The organism is Micavibrio aeruginosavorus EPB (genome assembly GCF_000348745.1).
GTDB classification, from domain to species: Bacteria; Pseudomonadota; Alphaproteobacteria; order Micavibrionales; family Micavibrionaceae; genus Micavibrio; species Micavibrio aeruginosavorus_A.
The window spans coordinates 1,740,069-1,760,758 of the sequence record NC_020812.1 but is presented as its reverse complement, the minus strand read 5'-3'; the positions used below and the strand labels follow the sequence as shown (position 1 = coordinate 1,760,758).

General features: G+C 54.2%; 19 protein-coding genes. 13 read left to right on the top strand and 6 right to left on the bottom strand.

The window, feature by feature from the left end:
* Positions 1-386: 386 nt before the first annotated feature.
* Together acnA and A11S_RS08255 are read left to right on the top strand one after the other, a co-directional pair.
* A complete protein-coding gene (gene acnA / locus A11S_RS08260; RefSeq protein WP_015468055.1) occupies positions 387-3,170 on the top strand; it encodes an aconitate hydratase AcnA in 2,784 nt (927 codons plus the stop codon).
* A gap of 90 nt (positions 3,171-3,260) precedes the next feature.
* Positions 3,261-4,052 (top strand): hypothetical protein, encoded by a 792-nt coding sequence (locus A11S_RS08255; RefSeq protein ID WP_015468054.1) that lies wholly within the window; start codon positions 3,261-3,263, stop codon positions 4,050-4,052.
* Between the two features lie 8 nt (positions 4,053-4,060).
* Here A11S_RS08255 and A11S_RS08250 read toward each other — a convergent pair whose 3' ends face one another.
* A complete protein-coding gene (locus A11S_RS08250; RefSeq protein WP_081604774.1) occupies positions 4,061-5,065 on the bottom strand; it encodes a thymidylate synthase in 1,005 nt (334 codons plus the stop codon).
* Between the two features lie 11 nt (positions 5,066-5,076).
* Positions 5,077-6,009, bottom strand: coding sequence for a hypothetical protein (locus tag A11S_RS08245; protein ID WP_015468052.1), 933 nt, complete (start codon positions 6,007-6,009; stop codon positions 5,077-5,079).
* A gap of 234 nt (positions 6,010-6,243) precedes the next feature.
* Between A11S_RS08245 and A11S_RS08240 the strand changes: the two genes are divergently transcribed.
* Both A11S_RS08240 and A11S_RS08235 read left to right on the top strand, forming a co-directional pair.
* The gene (locus A11S_RS08240; protein ID WP_015468051.1) at positions 6,244-7,380 is read left to right on the top strand and encodes a 5'-nucleotidase; all 1,137 of its coding nucleotides are present in this window, start codon (positions 6,244-6,246) and stop codon (positions 7,378-7,380) included.
* A 116-nt stretch (positions 7,381-7,496) separates the two neighbouring features.
* A complete protein-coding gene (locus A11S_RS08235) occupies positions 7,497-9,302 on the top strand; it encodes a cation:proton antiporter (RefSeq protein WP_015468050.1) in 1,806 nt (601 codons plus the stop codon).
* A gap of 11 nt (positions 9,303-9,313) precedes the next feature.
* On the opposite strand, the gene A11S_RS08230 is transcribed toward A11S_RS08235, so the two are convergent.
* Together A11S_RS08230 and A11S_RS08225 are read right to left on the bottom strand one after the other, a co-directional pair.
* Positions 9,314-10,285, bottom strand: coding sequence for a hypothetical protein (locus A11S_RS08230; protein WP_015468049.1), 972 nt, complete (start codon positions 10,283-10,285; stop codon positions 9,314-9,316).
* 151 nt (positions 10,286-10,436) lie between these two features.
* The gene (locus A11S_RS08225) at positions 10,437-10,994 is read right to left on the bottom strand and encodes a hypothetical protein (protein ID WP_015468048.1); all 558 of its coding nucleotides are present in this window, start codon (positions 10,992-10,994) and stop codon (positions 10,437-10,439) included.
* Positions 10,995-11,219: 225 nt separating this feature from the next.
* Between A11S_RS08225 and A11S_RS08220 the strand changes: the two genes are divergently transcribed.
* From A11S_RS08220 to A11S_RS08210, 3 genes are all read left to right on the top strand, one after another.
* On the top strand, positions 11,220-11,465 hold the full coding sequence (locus A11S_RS08220; protein ID WP_015468047.1) for a hypothetical protein: 246 nt from the start codon (positions 11,220-11,222) through the stop codon (positions 11,463-11,465).
* A gap of 54 nt (positions 11,466-11,519) precedes the next feature.
* A complete protein-coding gene (locus tag A11S_RS08215; RefSeq protein ID WP_015468046.1) occupies positions 11,520-11,843 on the top strand; it encodes a hypothetical protein in 324 nt (107 codons plus the stop codon).
* Between the two features lie 65 nt (positions 11,844-11,908).
* A complete protein-coding gene (locus A11S_RS08210; protein ID WP_015468045.1) occupies positions 11,909-12,562 on the top strand; it encodes a hypothetical protein in 654 nt (217 codons plus the stop codon).
* On the opposite strand, the gene A11S_RS08205 is transcribed toward A11S_RS08210, so the two are convergent.
* On the bottom strand, positions 12,559-13,215 hold the full coding sequence (locus tag A11S_RS08205) for a hypothetical protein (protein WP_015468044.1): 657 nt from the start codon (positions 13,213-13,215) through the stop codon (positions 12,559-12,561). The two genes, A11S_RS08210 and A11S_RS08205, sit on opposite strands and share 4 nt — an antisense overlap.
* Before the next feature lie 197 nt (positions 13,216-13,412).
* Here A11S_RS08205 and A11S_RS08200 point away from each other — a divergent pair, with 197 nt between their 5' ends.
* From A11S_RS08200 to A11S_RS08175, 6 genes are all read left to right on the top strand, one after another.
* The gene (locus A11S_RS08200) at positions 13,413-13,703 is read left to right on the top strand and encodes a hypothetical protein (protein ID WP_015468043.1); all 291 of its coding nucleotides are present in this window, start codon (positions 13,413-13,415) and stop codon (positions 13,701-13,703) included.
* A 528-nt stretch (positions 13,704-14,231) separates the two neighbouring features.
* Positions 14,232-14,591, top strand: coding sequence for a hypothetical protein (locus tag A11S_RS08195; protein ID WP_041802612.1), 360 nt, complete (start codon positions 14,232-14,234; stop codon positions 14,589-14,591).
* Positions 14,592-14,863: 272 nt separating this feature from the next.
* A complete protein-coding gene (locus A11S_RS08190) occupies positions 14,864-15,565 on the top strand; it encodes a hypothetical protein (RefSeq protein WP_015468040.1) in 702 nt (233 codons plus the stop codon).
* Positions 15,566-15,690: 125 nt separating this feature from the next.
* Complete coding sequence (locus tag A11S_RS08185) at positions 15,691-16,533, top strand: nicotianamine synthase family protein (RefSeq protein ID WP_015468039.1); 843 nt, start codon at positions 15,691-15,693, stop codon at positions 16,531-16,533.
* Positions 16,534-16,856: 323 nt separating this feature from the next.
* Positions 16,857-18,047, top strand: a complete 1,191-nt coding sequence (locus tag A11S_RS08180; protein ID WP_015468038.1) for a Glu/Leu/Phe/Val family dehydrogenase — start codon at positions 16,857-16,859, stop codon at positions 18,045-18,047.
* Between the two features lie 130 nt (positions 18,048-18,177).
* Complete coding sequence (locus tag A11S_RS08175) at positions 18,178-18,963, top strand: hypothetical protein (RefSeq protein WP_015468037.1); 786 nt, start codon at positions 18,178-18,180, stop codon at positions 18,961-18,963.
* Here A11S_RS08175 and A11S_RS08170 read toward each other — a convergent pair.
* Positions 18,918-20,522, bottom strand: coding sequence for an alpha-glucosidase (locus A11S_RS08170; RefSeq protein WP_015468036.1), 1,605 nt, complete (start codon positions 20,520-20,522; stop codon positions 18,918-18,920). The two genes, A11S_RS08175 and A11S_RS08170, sit on opposite strands and share 46 nt — an antisense overlap.
* Between the last annotated feature and the right edge of the window lie 168 nt (positions 20,523-20,690).

The window sequence follows — 20,690 nt, the reverse complement described above, 5'->3', positions numbered from 1 at the left end:
CAAAAATTGGCGGATTTCTGCGGTTTTTTGTTAGGGTTTTGTTAAGGGGTTCGGGGCAGGGTTTTGATTTTTAAAGACTTTGGCGTTGGCTGAACGATTGTGTCATCCCGAACGGATGTGAGGGATCCCACCTTCACACAAGAGGAGATCCCTCGTCGCTTCGCTCTGTCGGGATGATATGGGGTGATTGTCATAAGAAAAATGGGCTTAACACTCCATTAAACATCCCGTCCTACACTCCCTTGCGCGCGCTATTTGCAAGGCGTTCTCAACTGCATCCTCATGTGGGTCGAACACTTTGATTTTTGCGCCAGCATGCTAAGTTATCTGCACAATTCATCTGCCGAATTTTCAACCACTCCACTCTACGACCAAGGACTTCATCCATGACACGCACCGGACACGATAGCCTGAAAACCCGCAAAAGCCTGACCGTTGATGGCAAATCATACGATTATTTCAGTTTGCCGGATGCCGCGAAGCAGATTGGTGATGTGTCGCGTCTGCCGTTTTCGATGAAAGTGCTGCTGGAAAACCTGTTGCGCTTTGAGGACGGCGTGTCGGTCAGCGTTGATGATATCAAAGCCTGCCACGCATGGCTGGAGAATAAGGGCAAGACCGAACACGAAGTGGCCTATCGTCCGGCCCGCGTGTTGATGCAGGATTTTACCGGTGTTCCCGCCGTGGTCGATCTGGCCGCGATGCGCGAAGCGATGAAAGCATTGGGCGGCAACGCGCAGAAGATTAACCCGCTGACGGCTGTTGATCTGGTTATCGACCACTCGGTGATGGTGGATGCATTCGGCAATGGGGCCGCGTTCCAAACCAACGTGGACCGTGAATTTGAACGCAACGGCGAGCGTTATGCGTTCTTGCGCTGGGGCCAACAAGCCTTCCGCAATTTCCGCGTTGTACCGCCGGGCACCGGCATTTGCCACCAGGTGAATTTGGAATATCTGGCCCAAACCGTTTGGGTGGAAAAAGATGAAGAGCGCGGTAGCAATGTGGCCTATCCCGACACGCTGGTGGGCACGGATTCGCACACCACGATGGTCAACGGCCTGGCCGTTCTGGGCTGGGGTGTTGGTGGGATCGAGGCCGAGGCCGCGATGCTGGGCCAACCGGTATCCATGTTGATCCCGCAGGTGATCGGTTTCAAAATCACCGGCAAGATGAAAGAGGGCACAACCGCGACCGACCTGGTCCTGACCGTGACCGAGATGCTGCGTAAAAAAGGCGTGGTGAACAAGTTCGTTGAATTTTATGGCCCGGGTCTGGACAACATGTCGTTGGCCGACCGCGCAACGATTGGCAACATGGCGCCGGAATATGGCGCGACATGCGGCTTCTTCCCGATTGACCGCGAAACCATTCGCTATCTGACCTTCACGGGCCGCGATCCGCACCGTGCGAAACTGGTTGAGGAATATGCGAAGGCGCAAGGCATGTGGCGTGATGAAAATTCCGCCGATCCGGTGTTCACCGATACGCTGGAATTGGATCTGGGGTCGATTGAACCGTCCATCGCCGGGCCGAAACGCCCGCAGGACCGCGTCGTGTTGTCGAATGCCGCCGCCGCATTTAAGAAATATCTGGCGGAATCGCTGGGAACGTTGCCGCACGATAATGGCGATGCGCGCATGGTGTCGGAAATGCCAGAATCGTCCGATGCTGCCGCGAAACACGACACCACCCACGCCGTTCCGGTGGCGGGTACGGATTACAGCCTGAAACACGGTGATGTGGTGATTGCGGCGATTACGTCCTGCACCAACACATCGAACCCGTCCGTGATGCTGGCCGCCGGTTTGGTGGCGAAGAAGGCCCATGAAAAGGGCATGAAGGTGAAGCCGTGGGTGAAAACATCTCTGGCCCCGGGGTCGCAGGTTGTGACCGATTATCTAGATAAAGCGGGCCTGACCCAGCATCTGGATGCAATGGGATTCAACTTGGTTGGTTATGGTTGCACAACGTGCATCGGGAACTCCGGTCCTCTGCCGGATGCAATTGCCAAGGCGGTTGAAACCGGTGATTTGACGGTGGCGGGCGTTCTGTCCGGCAACCGGAACTTCGAAGGCCGCATCAACCCGCATGTGAAGGCCAACTATCTGGCATCGCCGCCGCTGGTTGTTGCTTATGCGCTGGCTGGGAATATGAAAGTGGATTTGATGAATGATCCGCTGGGCGAAGACAAAGACGGCAAGCCGGTTTATTTGAAAGATATCTGGCCGACCAATGATGAAATCGCCGATGCGGTGAACCGCAATTTGACCTCGGCCATGTTCTCCAGCCGGTACAAGGATGTGTTCCTGGGACCAAAGGAATGGCAAGCCGTGAAAGGGGGCGAGGGAGAAACATATGATTGGGATGCCAAATCCACCTATGTGGCCAACCCGCCATATTTCACCGGTATGTCCAAGACCCCGCCGGGGATTAAGGACATCAAAGGGGCCGCATGCATGGCGTTGTTTGGTGATTCCATCACCACCGACCACATTTCACCCGCCGGCTCGATCAAGAAAGATTCCCCAGCCGGGAAATATCTGATCGACCATGGTGTTGATGTGCGTGATTTCAACTCCTACGGCGCGCGCCGTGGCCACCATGAAGTCATGATGCGCGGCACCTTCGCCAACATCCGCATTAAAAACGAAATGCTGGGTGGCAAGGAAGGCGGTTACACCAAATACCTGCCGACCGGCGAAGAGATGCCCATCTATGACGCGTGCATGAAATATATTGCCGATGGCACGCCGTTGATCGTTGTGGCGGGCAAGGAATATGGCACGGGGTCATCCCGTGACTGGGCCGCGAAGGGCACGTTCCTGCTGGGTGTGAAATGCGTTCTGGCCGAAAGCTTTGAACGGATTCACCGCTCCAACCTGGTGGGCATGGGCGTGTTGCCGTTGATGTTCAAGAATGGCCAGACGCGCCAGTCGTTGAAACTGGATGGCACGGAAACGTTCGACATTCTGGGTCTGGAAAAAGGCGTGAAGCCGCGCATGGATGTAACCGTGACGATCACGCGCAAGGATGGATCGAAAGAAGAGATCCAGGCTCTGTGCCGCATCGATACCCAGGACGAGATTGGCTACTACGAAAATGGTGGCATCATGCACTACGTCCTGCGCGATCTGGCCGCGAAAAGCGCGAAGGAAAAAGTGGCGTAAGTCACTCTAACAACACAAAAAACCCCGCCGGGACCGCCCAGCGGGGTTTTTTCTTGGTTTATTTTCCAGAATCGTGTAATTTCATGACCCATGACCCAATGGTGCGATGAATTTAACAAGGTTGCATTGACCGACGAGGCCCAGGCCCGCCGGGTGTGTGCCGAAATTTGCGCCCGCAATCCCGATCTTCCCCGTTTGAAAACCATTGCCGTTGTCGGCGCGTATGAATTGGATGTGGGGGGCAAGGGCGTGGATAGCGACCGTCTGACCCGGATCATGGAATATCTGCTGTGCAGTGGGTTTATGATTGATCCCGATTTTGAATTGGATCGCATCAATTTCCGCGATGGCCGCGATTTTCTGGCCGAGGATAAACAGGCGGATATGGTGTTCGTCGCCTTTATCCCCGCGCGTCATATGTACCGCATGACGACGACATATTCACCGCAACTGCATGAACGGGCCGAAGGCGCGGAGAATTTCCACCAATTCTTTGGCCCCGCGCTCAGCCCGCACCATTCCTACGAAGGATGGCAGGATCGTTTGAAACAGGCCGGTACGAAACTGGTTGTGACTTATGGCGGGGCTGGTGAAATTGGAACGGACAACTTAGTCGTTGCAAATGATGTTTCGGGATTGCGTGTTGTGTTGCCGACGCCATCCCACAATGTGGGTGATTATGTTGGCCCGCCGATCCGCGATGACATCACATACGATATCGAAACCAAGCCTGACCTGCGGTATCAATACAATGATGCGGCGAATGATCTGCCACTGAAATGGCTGGGGTTTGCGGCTGATCCGGAATATCTGCGCACCATGCGCGACCATCTGTCCCCCCATTCCGATCTGGCGCGGAATGTGCGCAAGCTGGCCCTATAGTTTTAGTCCTATAATTTCGGGGCGGCGACAGCAGAAAATTTCAACGATGAATCCGGCTGGTACGCGCGTGCGGCCAATGTTTTAACGCGGCGGACATACGCATCCGGGTTTTGCATGATCCGTGAAATGGAATAGCCGGGCAATGCCATGGTGGTGGCCTCAGCATGTGGCAGGGTTTTCATGTCATGCAAATGCGTTTCATAAATATGCGCATGATCCAGATTCATGGTCAGCTTGCCGTTCTTCAGCCCGGTTTCACGGGCCAACGCATCCAACAACAATGCATAAAACATCGTGTCATAGGGCAGGCCGACGGCCACATCCGAACTGCGCATATGTACGGCGACGTTCAGGCGGTTGTTCAAAACCTGCATCGTAAAATCCACCGGGCAGGGAACGAGCGCCTTGCTGTGCGCGTTCAGCCCATCTTTCCCCGGGTGCCATGCCGACACCATGATCTGGCGGCTGGATGGTTCGCGGCCCAGGACGTCAATGGCCCCGGCCAATTGGTCGCGGCCAAATTCATTGCGCCAGCGTTGGCCATAGGCGCCTTCGACCTTGCCATCGACCGCGAATTTGTCCCAGATTTTCGTGTGTTTTTGTAACCACGTAATATCCTCGGTCCCCATCAACACCCATGCCAGTTCGGCGGCGGCGATGGCCGGGTTCACCCGGCGCATGCCGGGCAGGGGAATGCCGAATTTGATTTCGGCATTGATATTGCGGTGGATCAATGTGCGCACAACGCTTTCGGTGCGGGCATTGATCTGGTCCATGCCGTCATTCACGATCTCACGGACCAAATTCATGTAACGGCGGCTGAACACCCGGTCGCCATGGGTTTGATAGGCGCGGCGGTTGGCCAGATCGTCGATTGATGGATCTTCGATATAAAAATCGGGGAATTCTGGATCAATAACAAAATGCCCACGCGCCACCAACGCGAAAGCCCGTTTCCGTGGGTTGCACTTGGGGTTTTCACGTATGATGTCGTAGTAAGAATATTCGCCCATATCCGCTCTCTTTATGGTTTCGGGGCCGGGGTATAGATTTTGCGTGCGCCATAATTGCGGCCCGACTCATTCATCCACTCAACCTGCTTGCGGTAATTGTCCCAGAAGGTTTGGGCGTCCATGCCAATGGCCTTGAACGTTGATTTGGCGTTCAGGTTGACGCCCGCATCTTCCAATTCTTCCAATGCGCTTTGATAGCCGAGGAAGATCGGTTCCCATTTCGGGACGATGTCATGGGTTACGGCATAGCGAGCGAAGGTCAGAGCCAGCGTTTGGCGCGAATTTTTCAGCGTCTTCTTCGTCTGGTCCGTGCGTTGCAGGACTTCATCCCTCTGGCCCTTGTCCAATTCAGCCATCAAACCATCCAGCGTTCTGGCACAGTCGGTGGCCTGACGCAGATAATGATCCAGATCGCCACGGTCCTGTGCGGCCAGAACCTGTTGAGTCAGGTCTTGCAAATTTTCGACCTTGTGGACCGCATAATCCACTTTCAATGCGGCCTGATAGGTTTTCAGTCCGCCATTCCTGTATTCCGTCATAACGAAGTCGAGCAGGGCGTTGTGGTAACGATCCGTTCCAATCGCATCGGAATGGTTTTCGATGGCATCGGCGTGTTCGTCCAGCAGGCGGATCAATTCTTTCATCGCATGAAAGCGGCGGCCGGGCACCAGCCATCCGCCGTAATTGCGGGTGTCTACCGCCTGGGTCGATACAAACATCTTGGTGATCATGTGGGTCGTGGCGATGAAGGTCAGTTCATCAAACTTGGCCTTGGTCAGGCCCTGATCGAGCAGGGCGTAAGTGGTGTCATCGTTCAGATCATATCCATCGGCGGACAAATGGCGGTGAATTTCCTGGATGCTGTTGTGATGGGCGTCACCCTGTGGGTATTTGAGTGCGTTGGTGTAGTGGATGCGGGCCTGTTCAAGGTGGAAATCGCGCATGGTGAATAATCCCTGTGTTCTTATTTATGGTTCAAATGCGAACGGCTGGGATAGCAAATGCCGGGCGATGGGGCAAGTTTATTAGATTATGTTAATTTTAATGACGTGGAAAACCGTGGATAACCCGTAAATCCGGGGGTGGTTTTAAGAAAACCTTGTGCCCCTTATCGCAATTATTCTAGGGTACGGCCATAACAAGAAAAACAGGGTTTACAGGATTATAAGGGGTTCGCCATGCCGCGTCCGATGGGTCATATCCGCATTCTTTTCAGCTCTCGCGTTTTGCTGGATCTGGAGGAGGCCGACCAGGTTTTTAAAGAAAAAGGCGTTGAAGGCTATCGCGACTATATGCTCTGCACCGGGGCGTATGAAAAAGACCGCGACCCCGAACTGGGGTGCCGCCGTTTCAACAAGGGGCCGTTGTTCGATATGGCGCTCGCCCTCAACCGTTTGAATCAAAAAGCGGGCAAGCCGTTGGTTGAGCTGGGCATGTCGGCCAAGGACACGGTGGATACCGGCCTTGTTCTCGAAAAAAATATGAATGCGACCGCGCTGGCCGCGGCCATGACCTACAGCACCAGCACATCGGGCGGCCCGGTATCGGAAAAGGCGCACCGCGCGTTCAAAACCGATCTGTTCCTGACCCGCAGTGATTCCGATGCGCAGGCCGCGATTGATCTGGGCATTGCCGCCGCCGTGATGAATTTTCCGCCGCAAGGCACATATGATTTCGATCACGACCTGCACCCCATTCATATCGTTGTTGACGGTGATGCCGTGGCCTTTGGTGACAGTGCCGAAGTGCGTTACCGCGAAGCGCTGGATACCGGAAAAACACCGGAAGAAGGGTTGCAAATTTACGTCGACGGCGAAAAACGCGATATGGGCCAGCCGGTAGAGCAGGGACCGTTTACCGCGTTGCTGGCCAAGCTGACGCAATTGAATGCCGAATTTCCAAAGGGCGAAGCGCCGTTCTCGCTCAGCCTGCTGACCGCGCGTGGGACGGAAGCGCGCGCCCGTGCCATCGCGACGGCATTGGATCACGGCATCGATTTCAATGGTGATTGTGCGTATGTATCCGGTGCCGCCAAATCCGATTGGCTGGCGGCGTACCGTCCGCATGTGTTCTTTGATGACCAACAAGCGCATCTGGGACCCGGCGCGCATTTCTGCCCGACGGGCCGTGTGCCGTATAAGACCAATGGTCCGATGTATGAATATCTGAAGCGCAAGGAACTGGCCGCAAACACCAACGTCCACCCGAAAGTGGCGGAGGCGCAGGTCAATGCGCAGGATATTGCGGCAAGCCCGGCCCCGGCGGCAGGACAACAGTCTGCAAAGCCATCCGGTCCGGCAATCAAGCCATCTTAAAGAAAAAGGGTCCCGATGGGGGCCTTTTTCGTATGCGGTGCCTTGTTCGGGTTGAGCGATGCGTGCGAGTTCGGCACAATGGGCCCCTGTAAAAAAATGGATAGAGGGCCGCACCCATGCACGATGTTGTTGGATTCCAGATTGTTTTGATCGCGGTGGTCAGCCTGATCGCGCAATGGACGGCATGGCGGTTACATGTTCCGGCTATTTTATTCTTGCTCGGCTTTGGGTTTCTTCTGGGGCCTGTGACGGGTTTATTGCAGCCTGAAAATATGATGGGTGATTTGCTCCAGCCCGCGATTTCCGCCGCGGTGGCGATCATTTTGTTTGAGGGAAGCCTGCAATTACGGTTCCGTGAATTGCGCGAAGCTGGAAAGGCTGTGCGTCGCGTTATTTTTATCGGCGCGCCTTTGGGGTGGGCGTTGATTGCGGCGGGTGCGCATTATATCGCGGGGTTGCAATGGGCTGTGGCCGTACCGTTGGGGGCCATGCTGGTTGTAACGGGGCCGACCGTTATCATGCCGATGCTGCGGCATGCCCGTCTCAATCCGCGTATTGGGGCTGTCCTGAAATGGGAAGGTATCGTGAATGACTCGCTGGGCGTTATTCTGGCGATTTTGTCATACGAATATTTCGTTGGTCAGGCCCGCGGCGATGCTCTGGACACGTTCTTTATCGAACATGGCGTAATGGTTTTGGGTATTGCCGTGGGAAGCATGGCGATGGCGTTTGGCATCGCGCGTATTTTTGACAGGGGATGGATGCCGGAATATTTAAAGGCACCGTTCATTTTATCTGCTGTTCTGGGTCTGTTTTTTCTCTGCAACATGATTATCCATGAATCCGGATTGATTGCAGTGACAGTTTTGGGCATGACTCTGGCCAATATTCAGACATCCAGTATTGATGATATTCGCCGTTTCAAGGAAACGATCACCTTGCTGCTTGTGTCCGGCGTGTTCCTGTTGCTTACCGCTGATCTGGATGTGTCTGTTCTGGCGGATATGAGCTGGCGCGGGATTCTGTTTGTTTTGATTTTGCTGTTTGTGATACGTCCGGCGACGATGTTCCTGTGCCTGGCGCGGGCCAATATGACATGGCGTGAAGTGGTCTTGGCCGGTCTGATTGCTCCGCGCGGGGTTGTGTGTGCGGCGATGGCAGGAGTTATTGGCCCCTTGCTGATCGATGCGGGGTTTGAGGATGGGGAAAAAATCCTGCCCATCGCGTTCTCTGTCGTTGTTGTCAGCGTTATTCTGCACAGCCTGATGATCAAGCCGTTGGCAAAACGGTTGCAATTGACCACAACGGAAAGCAACGGGATCATTTTTGTCGGGTCCTATCCATGGTCTATTCAGCTGGCCGAAATCCTGAAGGGGCGGAATGTTCCTGTGATGATGGTGGATAGTAATTGGAATGTTCTTAAGAAAGCGCGGCTGGCGAACTTACCGACATATTACGGAGATCTTTTGTCGGAAGAGACGGAATTTGCGTTGGAAATGAATAAATACAACACAATTCTGGCCGCGACATATAACCCGCCATACAACAGTCTTGTGTGTGAAAAATTCGGGCATGAATTTGGACGTGAACGGATGTTCCAAATCAGCTCAGGGCGGCAGGAACAGCATGAACGCCGCCGTATGGCCGATATCCACCATGGTCGTCAGTGGGTCAGCGAGGCTCTTGTTCTTGACAAGGTGTGGGATGATTTTCGATCAGGGTGGAAATTTCGAACCATGCGTGTGGGCAAGGAAGCCAATGATGACAAACTGATCGTTCCGGATGAGAATGAAAACCGTATCCATATTGGAATGATTTCCAAGAATGGCGTCGTAACCTTCTTCACGCCGGATTCAAATATCCGGCCTGTGCCTAAAGAGGGGGATGTTATGATTGTCTTTGAAAAAATGGATGCCGAATAAAACCCGGCGGCTCAGGTGACCCATTCATTCTTGTCAATATCGCCCGATTCCACGCGGCGTTGAATTTCATCGGCCAGAGCGGTTTTGGCGAAGTCCTTGGCGGCGTCCATCATCTCGCTGAAATCCGGGCGTTCGGGGCGGTAGGATACTTCGGCCAATTGTTCAAATTGCTGGATCGCGCCGTTCAGGCGGCCCAGTTTCTGCCCGGCTTCGCGGGCTTTTGCCGCTTCTTCGGATGATGGGCTGATCAATTCATACAATTCTTTCTGGCGCAGGAACCCGGCCTGGAACGCCAGCTGGATGCCCTCCAAAAATGCGGCGGCGGCGCTCAGGCATTGGGATACCTTGGCCGGGGTGCCGCGTTTTTCGCGGGCGATGAAATTGAATGTGGTCGTGCGGTTGGGCCCGCGCACAATCACGCCATTGCGAATTTCGCCGTCATTTTCAACGGTGATGACCAGGGCAATGTTTGAATCATGTTCAATGGTAACCAGACGTCCGGCTTGCTTGAACGCGTCTTCGGCAACGGATACGGCTTTCTCGTAATTATCCTGATTGCGGGCGTCGCATTGTTCGATGATGTCGAGGAAGGGATGGCGTTCGGCATCGCCCGCTTCGTATATGACGCGGCCCTTGTTGTACACGGCGATCCAGCGATTGGGGTTGAATTGCTTTTCATACCCCTTGGTGATGGACAGCCACGCAAATTCCCAATCAAACGGAACTTGGCGGTTCAGGATGGGGCCGGTGTCTTGAAACTCCTGCACGATCTTGGCCGCCATGCGGGCGCAGGTGTGCATGTTCTGGGCGCGGATGACAAATTTTTCATGCACCGATCCATCGCGATTGATCAGCGGAATCACCATGCGGTTGGACATGGCGACGACGGGCGCTTTCTCCCCGGTCAGATCCTTGCCCTTGTTGGCAAAGGCATCGCGGATCACAAATTTTTCGCGTAACAGGGTCGTATTGAAATTTTTCATCGGTAGGGCCAAAAATGAAGCGTTAGCAGCATCCTAACATACAGGGGACAGGTGGAAAATTGGTAAAAAAGTGGGCGGATTGTCGCCAATCCGCCCGAATTCCACACCATCTTATTATTCTTATTTTCCGTACTTCCCCCGTTTGTCCGTCTTATGCGGCTTTATGGAAGCCAAAATCCTTCATTTTGTGGGCTGGCATGTCAAACTGTGCTGCTTCCAGCCGGTCCAGCATGGCGCTGAAATGGGCAAAGCTGGTTTCCAGTTTCATGCGGGCGGGCATGTCTTCGGCCCAGGCTTTGCGCATGGCTTTGCCAATAAACTCATCCATGGTCATCGGGGCGCGTTGCACCACCATGGTCAAATCGCTGGACGCGTTGTTTTGCGGGCTGGATGCGCGGTCCCGGTTATAGGTGTCGTACATATCCACCATCTTGCCGTAATCCAGATGCGCGGCCCAATCCGGTGCGCCCAGGGCGTCCATCACGGCTTCGCCATAAACGCCACCCAGAAAGCTTTCGGCGATCAGGGTGCCCATGATGGAGTCGTTGCTGTCCATCCCGCGGCCGGTTTCGCGAACCAGTTGGGGGCCTTTTGCGCCCGGTTGATCCGGGTTCGGTGCCAGCTTGTTAAATTCACGACGCAGGCCCGTCAGTACACCCTCAATATGCTGCCGTTTGCCCGAAGCGATCATGTTAAAGCCGTGTTTCATTTCTTTTTTGCCCCAAAAGGTTTGTTTCGTTTTTTGTTACCCCCACCATAGCGGGGAAGGGTAAAAGGGCATTTAATAATGGATCAAATTTTATGTTTTAAATCAGTGTGTTAAGTGCATTTATCTAAAATTTTAGGCAAATTTTGCATAAGGTGAAAAATCGAGGCTTTTCAATAGGCTGGGGCTGATTTACGATCCGGCTGACGACTGTTTCTGGAGGATTTTATGGCCCATACCGCCCATCACGACGACCACGCGCATGAAAAAAATTCACATCATCACGCGCCCGCTGATCCGAGAAAGGTTCTGCCCGGCGTGATTTTCGTGCTGGCGTTGTTCTGGGTGCTGACCTATGCGGGGCATTATATGTTTATCCAATCGGCAGAAGGCGGTCACGGTGCCCCGGCGGCGCATGCTCCGGCGGACACGCATGGCGCGGACCCTGCTGCGGACGATGCTGGCCATCATTGATCCGCGCGGTTAATCGCGTACAATGGTATTTGAAATTTATATTTGAGATTTTGCATGCCACGCGAAGACCGCCGGATTATTTTTGAGCATGAAGAGGTCTATAAGGCCCTCTATTCCCTGTGCGTGCAGAAAGAATTGAAGCCACCACCGGCCGGCACGGTGGGCAAGGTGATTGTTCATCCGGTTGATCCGGCCAAGGTGCTGGTGCAGATCCGCGATGACCGCAAGCAAACCGCAATTGATGTTGAATTTTCCCGTGACTTTCTGGCGGCGGCGTTGATGCTGTTTTGCCGTGGCCACCGCATCCCGCTGCCCAAATCCGCGCAGAAGGCGGTGGAATTGGATACCGGGAATGTTGTCCTGCGGGTTTTGGTTTAACCACATCCACTCATTTGCCAATGTCTAATCTCATACATGAAATAAGAAAGTTTTGGTCTTTCAAGATGGCCGCTTGGATTGCTTGTGCCGTTGCGGTTTTGACCCTTACATGTGTGTGGGTGATTTTGGGTGAGCAAAATAATAAAAACCACCGAATTCAAAGCGAAGGAATCCCTTTTATTGATGAATCGCGATTTTCGCGCTATCCGGCTGGGGTGCGAACATTCATTGTGCGGATGATGATTAGTGGCGTTGCGGTGGAAGATATTCGTTTTAATAGCCCGGATGAATTGGGTGCGCTCGTTCATCAGCGTGATGGGGTTTTCTCTCCTGACGGTGGTGGGGCGCAGTATAAAAAAGCCTTTCCCCATGTGATGGAGGCGCAAAAAGAAGGGGATTGGTATTTCAATATGAATATAGCTTGGCCTGGAATTGGAAGCAATCAGGCCGATTTGGTGGCGTATTTACCGGGTGTAACGCAAAAAATATGTGCTTTAGAAAATATAGGGAGCGATATTGAAGGTGTTCCAGAGTTGGAGCAGGATATTTCCGCGTTCTATAAATTTAATATTGTTGATTTCCCAAGCGCGCCCCACGTGCCACCCAAGGAACCCCTTGCGCGTGTTGCTCAAGAGACGCTGGCTGGTCACCTTTTCGGGTGTTTCAGGGACAAATCATTAGGGCAATACACGTATTATCACGTTCTTGTCGAACGTTAAGGCGTCGTCTCTTTTCCTGCGCTCACATCGTCCAACGCCGCGCGATACAACGCGAACGCTTTCTTACGTTGCTTGGGCGCGTGACGGATCAGGCTGCTGTGCAGCGTGGCCATTTCCAGCAGTGGGTGTTCCAGTGTCGGGCCCAGATGCTTTTCAACTTTCACCTTCATCGGAGCAAGGTTCGCGCACAGGGCCAGCGCCGGGTCATCCTTTCCATTGGTGACGTATCCTTTATCCAAACGCTTCTGCGTAATGGCAGCCTTGTCATCCATATTTTTCAGGAAGCTTTTCTTCACCCCCTCGCGTGCCTTTGCATCGCCCTTGCAGGCGGCGGGAACCATGGTCGGGAATGTTTCGTCGAACAGATGATTCATGACCGCACGGGCATTGTCGATATCGCGCTTGACCTGTGTGCGCAATTGATTGGCGGTGGGTTGCAAGGCGGCAATTTGATCCGGCGCATGTTGGGTGCAGATGCGATCATAGTGATCGAACATGGATTTGAATTGCACCATATCATTCACAATCACCCAATAATCCTGGGCGATGTTCTGATAAGCCACATCACAATTAACCGCATCCGCCGCATGGGCGGAAGAGGGCACAAAACAGGCCAACAGGCCCGCACAAAGGATCGCGGTGCGGAATGACATTGTATTATCCATATAAATTATAAGCTGGACCATAGCAGGCAGTGGGATGGAGGGCAACAAAGATAAGCACCGTGCGTGGGGAATGGTTTATTCACCCCCTTTGCATTCAGATTCACAGCGTGTACACTGTGCTTGTGCGTTCGCACGATCTTTTGATTTTTCCGCCTGACGAATTTTTCACCTTTGGGGGTTTGCCCATGCCGTCTATCAAGACTCTGATTCTGGTTTCTGCCGCTGCGCCGATGTTGTTTCTGGCTGCGTGCGATGGGTATGAAGCTGTTGAGATGACCAACATGGTTCCGTATACGATGGAACGCACGGCGGGCAAGGGCGTGATGTATGTGCGCGCCGCGATGATGCCGGCCAAGGGCCCGGTGACGGCGCCTGTCGCGCCGCCAGCGCCGGAGCCTGCACCTGAGCCGGAACCGGTTGTTCAGACCCCGCCGCAGGAAGCGGACAAGGTGTTCACCACCAAGATGGGCAAATAGTTTTTCCGTTGTGTATCTATGGCCCGTCTCCCTTCGACGGGCCAACCCTCTTCAACTTTGCAAATCCCCACCGCACTTTTGGTGGGGATTTTTTTAATTTGCATGTGCGGATTGCGATTTATTTTTCTCAACCCTGGCACGGAATTCCCGTGAAAACGGGGATTCAGAGGGGTGCGGGGCATGGATTCCCGCGTTGGCGGGAACACCAATCCAAAGAAAAATTTTAAAAAAGCCCAATAAAACCGCATGTTTTTTGCATCGAAAAAAATTGCATCAAAATTGATCCATTTTTGAAATGGTTTTGATTCTGATTTGTCGCGTGTGTGATTGAAAAGTTACGTCGCTTTAAGCGAACATCATTTAACATAATTTTTGTAGGGTCGTTGATCCACGGGGTTTGCGGATCGCAAAAATCCAGACAGGTTGAGTTGAGTTGCTTTCAATTCGGGTTTTGCGAACTGCCTTTTATTCACGTTGTAAACCTGTCGCCAAATACTCCTCCAGGATGAAAGGGGAAAGGTGGGTGTCATGACAATCACTGTCGAAACCTGTTTGGTGGTCGCATTGGCTTTTGCCGTGTTTGCTGCCGTTATGACGGTCGGGTCCAGCGTGGTGCTGGGTATCGGCTATGAACGCCTGCGCCACGGGTTCGAAACAATCCGCAAGCAGACGGGCTTTTTCAGCGATCAGATTTATCAGTTGGACCAGCGTGTGGACACGCTGGAGCGGAATGACGGTCAGCCGTTACGTCCGACAACAACGGACAAGACCGATACGCTGGACAACCATATCCATGCGCCCAAGGACTCTCCGGGTGTGTTGGTCGCCTCAAAGGCTGAGGCGATGTTGCTGGAGGGCGATTTCCGGACGGGGATGCGGTTACACTAAAACCGCGATCCGGGGATTGGCATAAGATTATCTGGAACCAGGGCAGGGGCGATCCAAACGGGTCGCCCCTGTTTTTTTTGTGTCTTTTCTTGCCGGGGGCGGGGCGGTCGCGTCGTTTAATACCCCCTTTTAATACCCGCTTTTCCGCCTCTATGTGGACATCCCCCCACCCTGACCCTCCCCCCTTGGAAGGGGGGAGGAGATAAAGGGGTTTTTTGTGGTTTTTGGGGCTGGGGCGGGCTATAAACGGGCCAGATAAGAGGAGTTAAGCCATGACTGTCAACACCGCCGCAACCATCGCCAATGATCAATCGTCCAGTAATCTGGGCCCCTATCTGGACCAATTGGCCCAGAACTTTGCGATTGAGATTGCGCCAGAGCCGCAGGCCGCGCCGGACTGGGATCGCTATGTCATGACCTCCGCCGTGTGCAAGGCCGTGATGAACAATGTGTTGGCCGCGGCCGGGTTTGATGATGGTGTTGTGGGCCTGACCCGTCGCCAATTGGCATTCTGTGTCATGGTTGATGTTATTCTGGCGCGCTTTATTGCGGGCAAAGTGAATTTGCCGACGCATGAACTGGCCGCGATGAAGGCCGCCGCCGAACTGGCGCGCGATCATGATGTCATGGGCAATCTGGATGTTCTGTCCCGCGTTGTTGAATACGGTATCGCGTGGCTGGGCTATATGGAGAAGGGCGGCAAGGGTGAAGACGGCGTCGCATTCGTTGAATCGCTGGAGCGTCTGTTGGCGGCCTATGCCGAAAACCCGGGTGCCGGTTTGCCGGACAAATTGGTCAGCGGCGTGCAATCCCTGCTGGAAAGCGTCGGACAGGAAGCGGACCCGGTTGAACTCTCCGATGATTACGATTCCTCGCCATCCGTTGGTGGTTGCTGTGGGGGTGGGGCCAAGGCCGCATCCGATGACGAATCGTCCCAGGGTGGCTGCTGTGGCGGCGGTTGCGGCTGCGGCTAGTACGCTGATTTAGAAAACAATTTTATCTGTTTGCATTTGCAGGCCCAATCCTGTAAATGAAAATCATTCGCATTTCCTGGGGTGTGGGAAGGCGGTGGGTGTTTCTTTGAAGGTACGGGCCAACCATGGCACAGAATACGGCGCTTTCTCTTCCGGTTTCGCATCACGATCTGTTGCTGTCGCATTTCCGTGCGGCGCATGATGTGTTGTTGAACGAACAAGACCTGTCCCCCCGCAACCCGAAAATCAATTCCTGCCTGTCGGCTTTTGTCGCGGCGGTTCTGGATTGTCATTGCCACGATATTTGTGACCTGCTGGCCATGCCGGAAGTGATGGCGAAACGCGATACACTTCTGCCGAAACTGGCGCAGGCGGAATATGAGATGGAAAAATTCTTCGCGCTGGATTTCGCCGCGCAGGATGTTCTGACCGACACGGATCTGGATCATTTTATCTATCGCGACAATTACGTTGAACTGGTTGCCGAAGAAATTGACGCCGCGCGTGCGGCCAATGTTCTGCCGCATGATCGCCCGGTTGTTTTCGTCGGCGCGGGACCGTTGCCGTTCAGCGCGATTGATATGCACAAACAAACCGGTTTGAAAATGATCTGTATCGATTCCGATGCGGATGCTGTCGCGCTTTCACGCAAGATGATCGCCGCGCTGGGCCTGCAAGATGCGATTGAAATTGTGCAGTCCTCCGGCGAGGATTTTGATTACAGCGGTGCTGGTTTGGTGATGGTTGCGGCATTGGTCAGCGCGAAGGATAACGTTCTGGCCCGCGTGCGTGATACGGCACCGGGCGTTGGTCTGGCCGTGCGTTCGGCAGAGGGTGTGCGCACCTTGTTGTATGAACAGGCCGATGAACGTGCGCTGGACCGGGCCGGATATGATTACGCCGGGAAAAGCCGCATCACCGATACGATCATCAACACGACATTGTTTTTCCAACCGCGCCCCGTGTGATCGGCGCACGAATCGCGCGTTCAAAAACCACTATATTATGGATGTGAAACCGGGCCCCGCTGGGTGCATCGGGATGCGGGTTGTTGCGTTGCATATACCGCATCGCGGGGTAAGATAATTTCGTGGCGGGTCTTTTTTGGTACATATCATTGCGCGGCGGGTGCAAAAATCGTCTGAAACAGGTGTTTTTTCGTAAGAAAAGCCCGTCGCCTGTCCGTGCAACGCTATCGCGCCGCAAAACAGAATAATCGTGACGGGATTGTGGGGTTGTGGTGATCTGGGCGCGCTTAGTAAGGATTTCTCACATCTAAAAGGAGATATTGATGACTCTGACCATCAATACGATGACCGACACGCTGAAAGATCACCCGGCCTTTGACGGCCACGAAACCGTGATCATGGCCGAGGATACCGATATCGGGTTCAAGGCGTTTATCGCCGTTCACAATACATCGCGCGGTCAAGCGCTGGGCGGTTGCCGTTACTGGTCCCGCTACCGCAATGACGACGAAGCGATCACCGATGTGCTGCGCCTGTCCCGCGGCATGACCTATAAGAACGCTGTGGCCGATCTGCCGCTGGGCGGTGGTAAAAGCGTGATTATCGGCACCCCCGGTACACGCCATCCGACCGCAGAAATGATGCAGGCGGTTGCCAAAGCCGTGAACGCCATTTACGGCCAATACGTCACCGCCGAAGATGTGGGCATGAGCGTTGATCACATGCTGATCGCACGCGGTGTGACCCGTCACGTTGCGGGTCTGCCGATTGAAATTGCCGGCGGACACGCCATGCCGGACGGGTTGAACCCGGCCGATTACCCGCATGCCGATCCGTCCCCGTACACGGCCTATGGCACGTTCCAAAGCGTCCGCGCCGCCGTGAAACACAAAATGGGCCGCGATGATCTGACCGGCCTGACCGTGTCGGTGAAGGGCTATGGCAACGTGGCCCGCACGCTGTGTAAATATCTGGCCGATGCCGGTGCGGTTGTAACCGTATCCGAAATCGACGATGGCCGTATTGCCCAGGCGAAAGAAGACGGCTTCGCCGTTCTGGACAAGGGCGTGGACATCATGGCGCACAAGGCTGACATCTATGCCCCGTGCGCGCTGGGTGGTGACATCACCCCGGACAGCATCGATGTGCTGGTGTCCGCTGGCGTGAAAATTGTGGCTGGTTGCGCCAACAACCAATTGGCCGTGATTGATCGCGACTCCAAATTGCTGACGGGCAAGGGTATCCTGTACGCCCCGGATTATGTGGCGAATGCCGGCGGCGTGATTGCCGTGGGCATGCAACATGTCTGGAGCGACGTCCCGAACGCCGCTACATTCCCGACCCATGACAAAACCATGATGCGGGTTGGCAATATCTATAAAACCCTGCTGGAAATCTTTGCCCGCGCCGAAACCGAGGGCAAAACCACGGCACAAGTGGCCGACGAAATCGCCCGCGAGCGTTTCTCGGTTGGCAAGGCCGGCAAGGTTGAGGTGATGGCCGCGGCGGCCTAAACCGCCCGATTTTACGAATTGTCGAAAAAGCTCCGGGAAACCGGAGCTTTTTCATTGAGGGCTTGGCCCCGTCAGGGGGACGCGGTAAACTGGCCATAATGTTTCCAAGCCGAATGAAGGTTGCCCCCGAATGATCTGGTTTATGCTCTGGCTTTTGCTGTCTGCCTTTGTTTTGGGCGCGTTTTTCTGGTCCACACGGATTTTGATGGGGCAGAAACGGGCGTGGAAGGCTTTTGCCACAAAACTGGGGTTGCAATATAGCAACGGCGGACGCCTGCTGGCCTCGCCCGATGTGACGGGGACGGTGGATGGTTTGCGTCTCAACATGTTTACCGAACGGCGCGCGTCGAACGATGCCCGTGGTGAGCGTTTTGTGACCGCGATTGAATTGGTGATGTCCAGTGCCATGCCCATGTCCGGCGCAATTTGCACCGCGTCCATGGCGGACATGATCGGTGCGTTGCGTCTGGATGATGTGGTCGTGCCCGAGGGGATTGCCGAGTGGGATGCCGGGTGGCGTGTGCGCAGCGATAATGTTGATCTGATGCAGCGTTTTTTAACGCCCTTGCGCTGTGATATTTTGAAAAAAATCTTCCGTATGAAAGTGCTGGCGGCCCTTTATATTTTTGATCAGCGGGAATGCGTGTTGCGGATCGAAACAGCCGACCCGCTGAACAATGTCGACAAGATGGAAAAGATCATTCGCGGCTTTATCCCGATGGTCAAATCCATGGCGTTGACGGCGGAAGAACGCTCCGCCATGCCCGCCGCACCGCAAGCGCAACCGCAACAAGCCCCTGTTGCACAGGCTCAAACCGAGGAGCCGCAACAACCATCAAGCCCGCAGGAGGATCAGCGTTATTACGCGCCTCAGGGCTTGGATGAAAATGCGACCGATCCGTCGACGGAAAACTGAGCTTCAAATGCGCGCAATGTGATGTCCTGTCCGCTGATCTTCAGGTCAACGGTGTCCCCACCCATGTTGAACAGGCAGAGGACGCTGCGGTCACCATCCGTCCGCGTAAAGGCCAGAACATCATCACGATGGGTATCGTGAAACGCAATTGTTCCGGTCACCAGCGCCGGATGATTTTTCCGCCAGCGCAGGAATGTGCGCGTGAAGTGCAGGGGGGATGCCGGGTCTTTCTCCTGCGCCGCGACGTTTAACGGTTTTTGTTCATCGGCGATGGGTAACCATGTGTCGGCCGCCGCGGTAAACCCGGCCTGTGCGTCATCCGTCCAGGGGATGGGGGTGCGGCACCCGTCGCGGCCCTGCCATTTCGGGTACAAATAAATACCCCACGGATCTTTCAATTTTTCAAAAGGCACCGTCGCTTCCGGCAAGCCCAATTCTTCGCCTTGATACAAAAATACAGTGCCGCGCAAGCTGGTGAGCAGGGCGATCAGCATTTTGATGAAGGCCGGATTGCCAGAATTTTTTTCATTTCCCCAACGTGTGGCAACACGCACCACGTCGTGATTTGAAAACGCCCATGATGGCCATCCGCCATCGCTGGCTTCATACGCCTCGAGTGCGTTGCGGATATAGGATGCGCTGGCGCGATCGCCACTGATCAGCGAGAAATTATACGCTGTATGGAAACGGTCATTGCCGCGCGTGTAATCGGCCCCGGCACCCAAACCATCTTTGTTGAACGCAATTTCGGCGACGCTCATGCGGTTGTCGTATTGGTCGAGCAAAGCGCGGATGCGTTTAACAAAGGCGATGTTTTCCGGGCGCGAAAAATCATAAATATGATCCTGCATCGTAAACGGTGTCGGGAAATCGACGTTGAAGAATTGCGGTTTTGGGTCGGCAACGGGCGGGTTATCGCGCAATTCCGGATCATGCATATAACAATTGGCGACATCCAGACGGAACCCATCCACGCCGCTATCCAGCCAGAATTTAAACTGCGCCAAAATCGCGTCCTGAACGGCCGGATTGTGCATATTTAAATCCGGTTGTTCGTGCAGGAAATTGTGCATGTAATATTGGCCGCGGCGCACATTGTACGACCATGACGGGCCACCGAAGAACGCTTGCCAATTGTTTGGTGGCGACCCATCCGGCTTCGGGTCGGCCCAGACATACCAGTCGGATTTGTCATTGGTGCGATCTTCGCGGCTTTCCAAAAACCAGGGGTGCTGGTTGGATGTGTGACTGGCCACCAGGTCCAGAATAATTTTTATGCCCAGTTCGTGGGCACGTTTGATCAATCGGTCGCAATCATCCAGCGTACCGAACATCGGATCAACATCGCAGTAATCGGATACGTCGTATCCGTAATCCTTCATCGGGGATTTAAAGAAGGGGGATAGCCAGATGGCATCAACGCCCAGTGACGCAACGTAATCCAGCTTCTCAATAATGCCGGGCAGATCGCCAATCCCATCGCCGTTGCTGTCTTTATAAGAACGTGGGTAAATTTGATAAATCACCGCACCGCGCCACCAGTTATTTTGTGCCGCCATGGTTGGATACTTTCTGAACCCGATTCGGGGCTCGGCTGAAGGGTTATTGTCGAGGCATGATAATAAAAAAGACCCCGCCGGGAAAGGGCGGGGTCTGGTACGCAGGAGAGCCTTAACACTTATCCGTGTTCACTGCCGGCGAGACATTGTTCGGCAGCCTGGTCGTCC

Bases quoted from the DNA above. Each gene is read 5' to 3' on its own strand.
- A11S_RS08255 (WP_015468054.1), top strand. From the start codon at position 3,261: ATGACCCAATGGTGCGATGAATTTAACAAGGTTGCATTGACCGACGAG.
- A11S_RS08180 (WP_015468038.1), top strand. From the start codon at position 16,857: ATGACTCTGACCATCAATACGATGACCGACACGCTGAAAGATCACCCG.
- A11S_RS08210 (WP_015468045.1), top strand. From the start codon at position 11,909: ATGGCCGCTTGGATTGCTTGTGCCGTTGCGGTTTTGACCCTTACATGT.
- A11S_RS08200 (WP_015468043.1), top strand. From the start codon at position 13,413: ATGCCGTCTATCAAGACTCTGATTCTGGTTTCTGCCGCTGCGCCGATG.
- A11S_RS08185 (WP_015468039.1), top strand. From the start codon at position 15,691: ATGGCACAGAATACGGCGCTTTCTCTTCCGGTTTCGCATCACGATCTG.
- A11S_RS08215 (WP_015468046.1), top strand. From the start codon at position 11,520: ATGCCACGCGAAGACCGCCGGATTATTTTTGAGCATGAAGAGGTCTAT.
- A11S_RS08245 (WP_015468052.1), bottom strand. From the start codon at position 6,009: ATGCGCGATTTCCACCTTGAACAGGCCCGCATCCACTACACCAACGCA.
- A11S_RS08170 (WP_015468036.1), bottom strand. From the start codon at position 20,522: ATGGCGGCACAAAATAACTGGTGGCGCGGTGCGGTGATTTATCAAATT.
- A11S_RS08175 (WP_015468037.1), top strand. From the start codon at position 18,178: ATGATCTGGTTTATGCTCTGGCTTTTGCTGTCTGCCTTTGTTTTGGGC.
- A11S_RS08195 (WP_041802612.1), top strand. From the start codon at position 14,232: ATGACAATCACTGTCGAAACCTGTTTGGTGGTCGCATTGGCTTTTGCC.
- acnA (WP_015468055.1), top strand. From the start codon at position 387: ATGACACGCACCGGACACGATAGCCTGAAAACCCGCAAAAGCCTGACC.
- A11S_RS08240 (WP_015468051.1), top strand. From the start codon at position 6,244: ATGCCGCGTCCGATGGGTCATATCCGCATTCTTTTCAGCTCTCGCGTT.
- A11S_RS08250 (WP_081604774.1), bottom strand. From the start codon at position 5,065: ATGGGCGAATATTCTTACTACGACATCATACGTGAAAACCCCAAGTGC.
- A11S_RS08230 (WP_015468049.1), bottom strand. From the start codon at position 10,285: ATGAAAAATTTCAATACGACCCTGTTACGCGAAAAATTTGTGATCCGC.
- A11S_RS08190 (WP_015468040.1), top strand. From the start codon at position 14,864: ATGACTGTCAACACCGCCGCAACCATCGCCAATGATCAATCGTCCAGT.
- A11S_RS08220 (WP_015468047.1), top strand. From the start codon at position 11,220: ATGGCCCATACCGCCCATCACGACGACCACGCGCATGAAAAAAATTCA.
- A11S_RS08205 (WP_015468044.1), bottom strand. From the start codon at position 13,215: ATGTCATTCCGCACCGCGATCCTTTGTGCGGGCCTGTTGGCCTGTTTT.
- A11S_RS08235 (WP_015468050.1), top strand. From the start codon at position 7,497: ATGCACGATGTTGTTGGATTCCAGATTGTTTTGATCGCGGTGGTCAGC.
- A11S_RS08225 (WP_015468048.1), bottom strand. From the start codon at position 10,994: ATGAAACACGGCTTTAACATGATCGCTTCGGGCAAACGGCAGCATATT.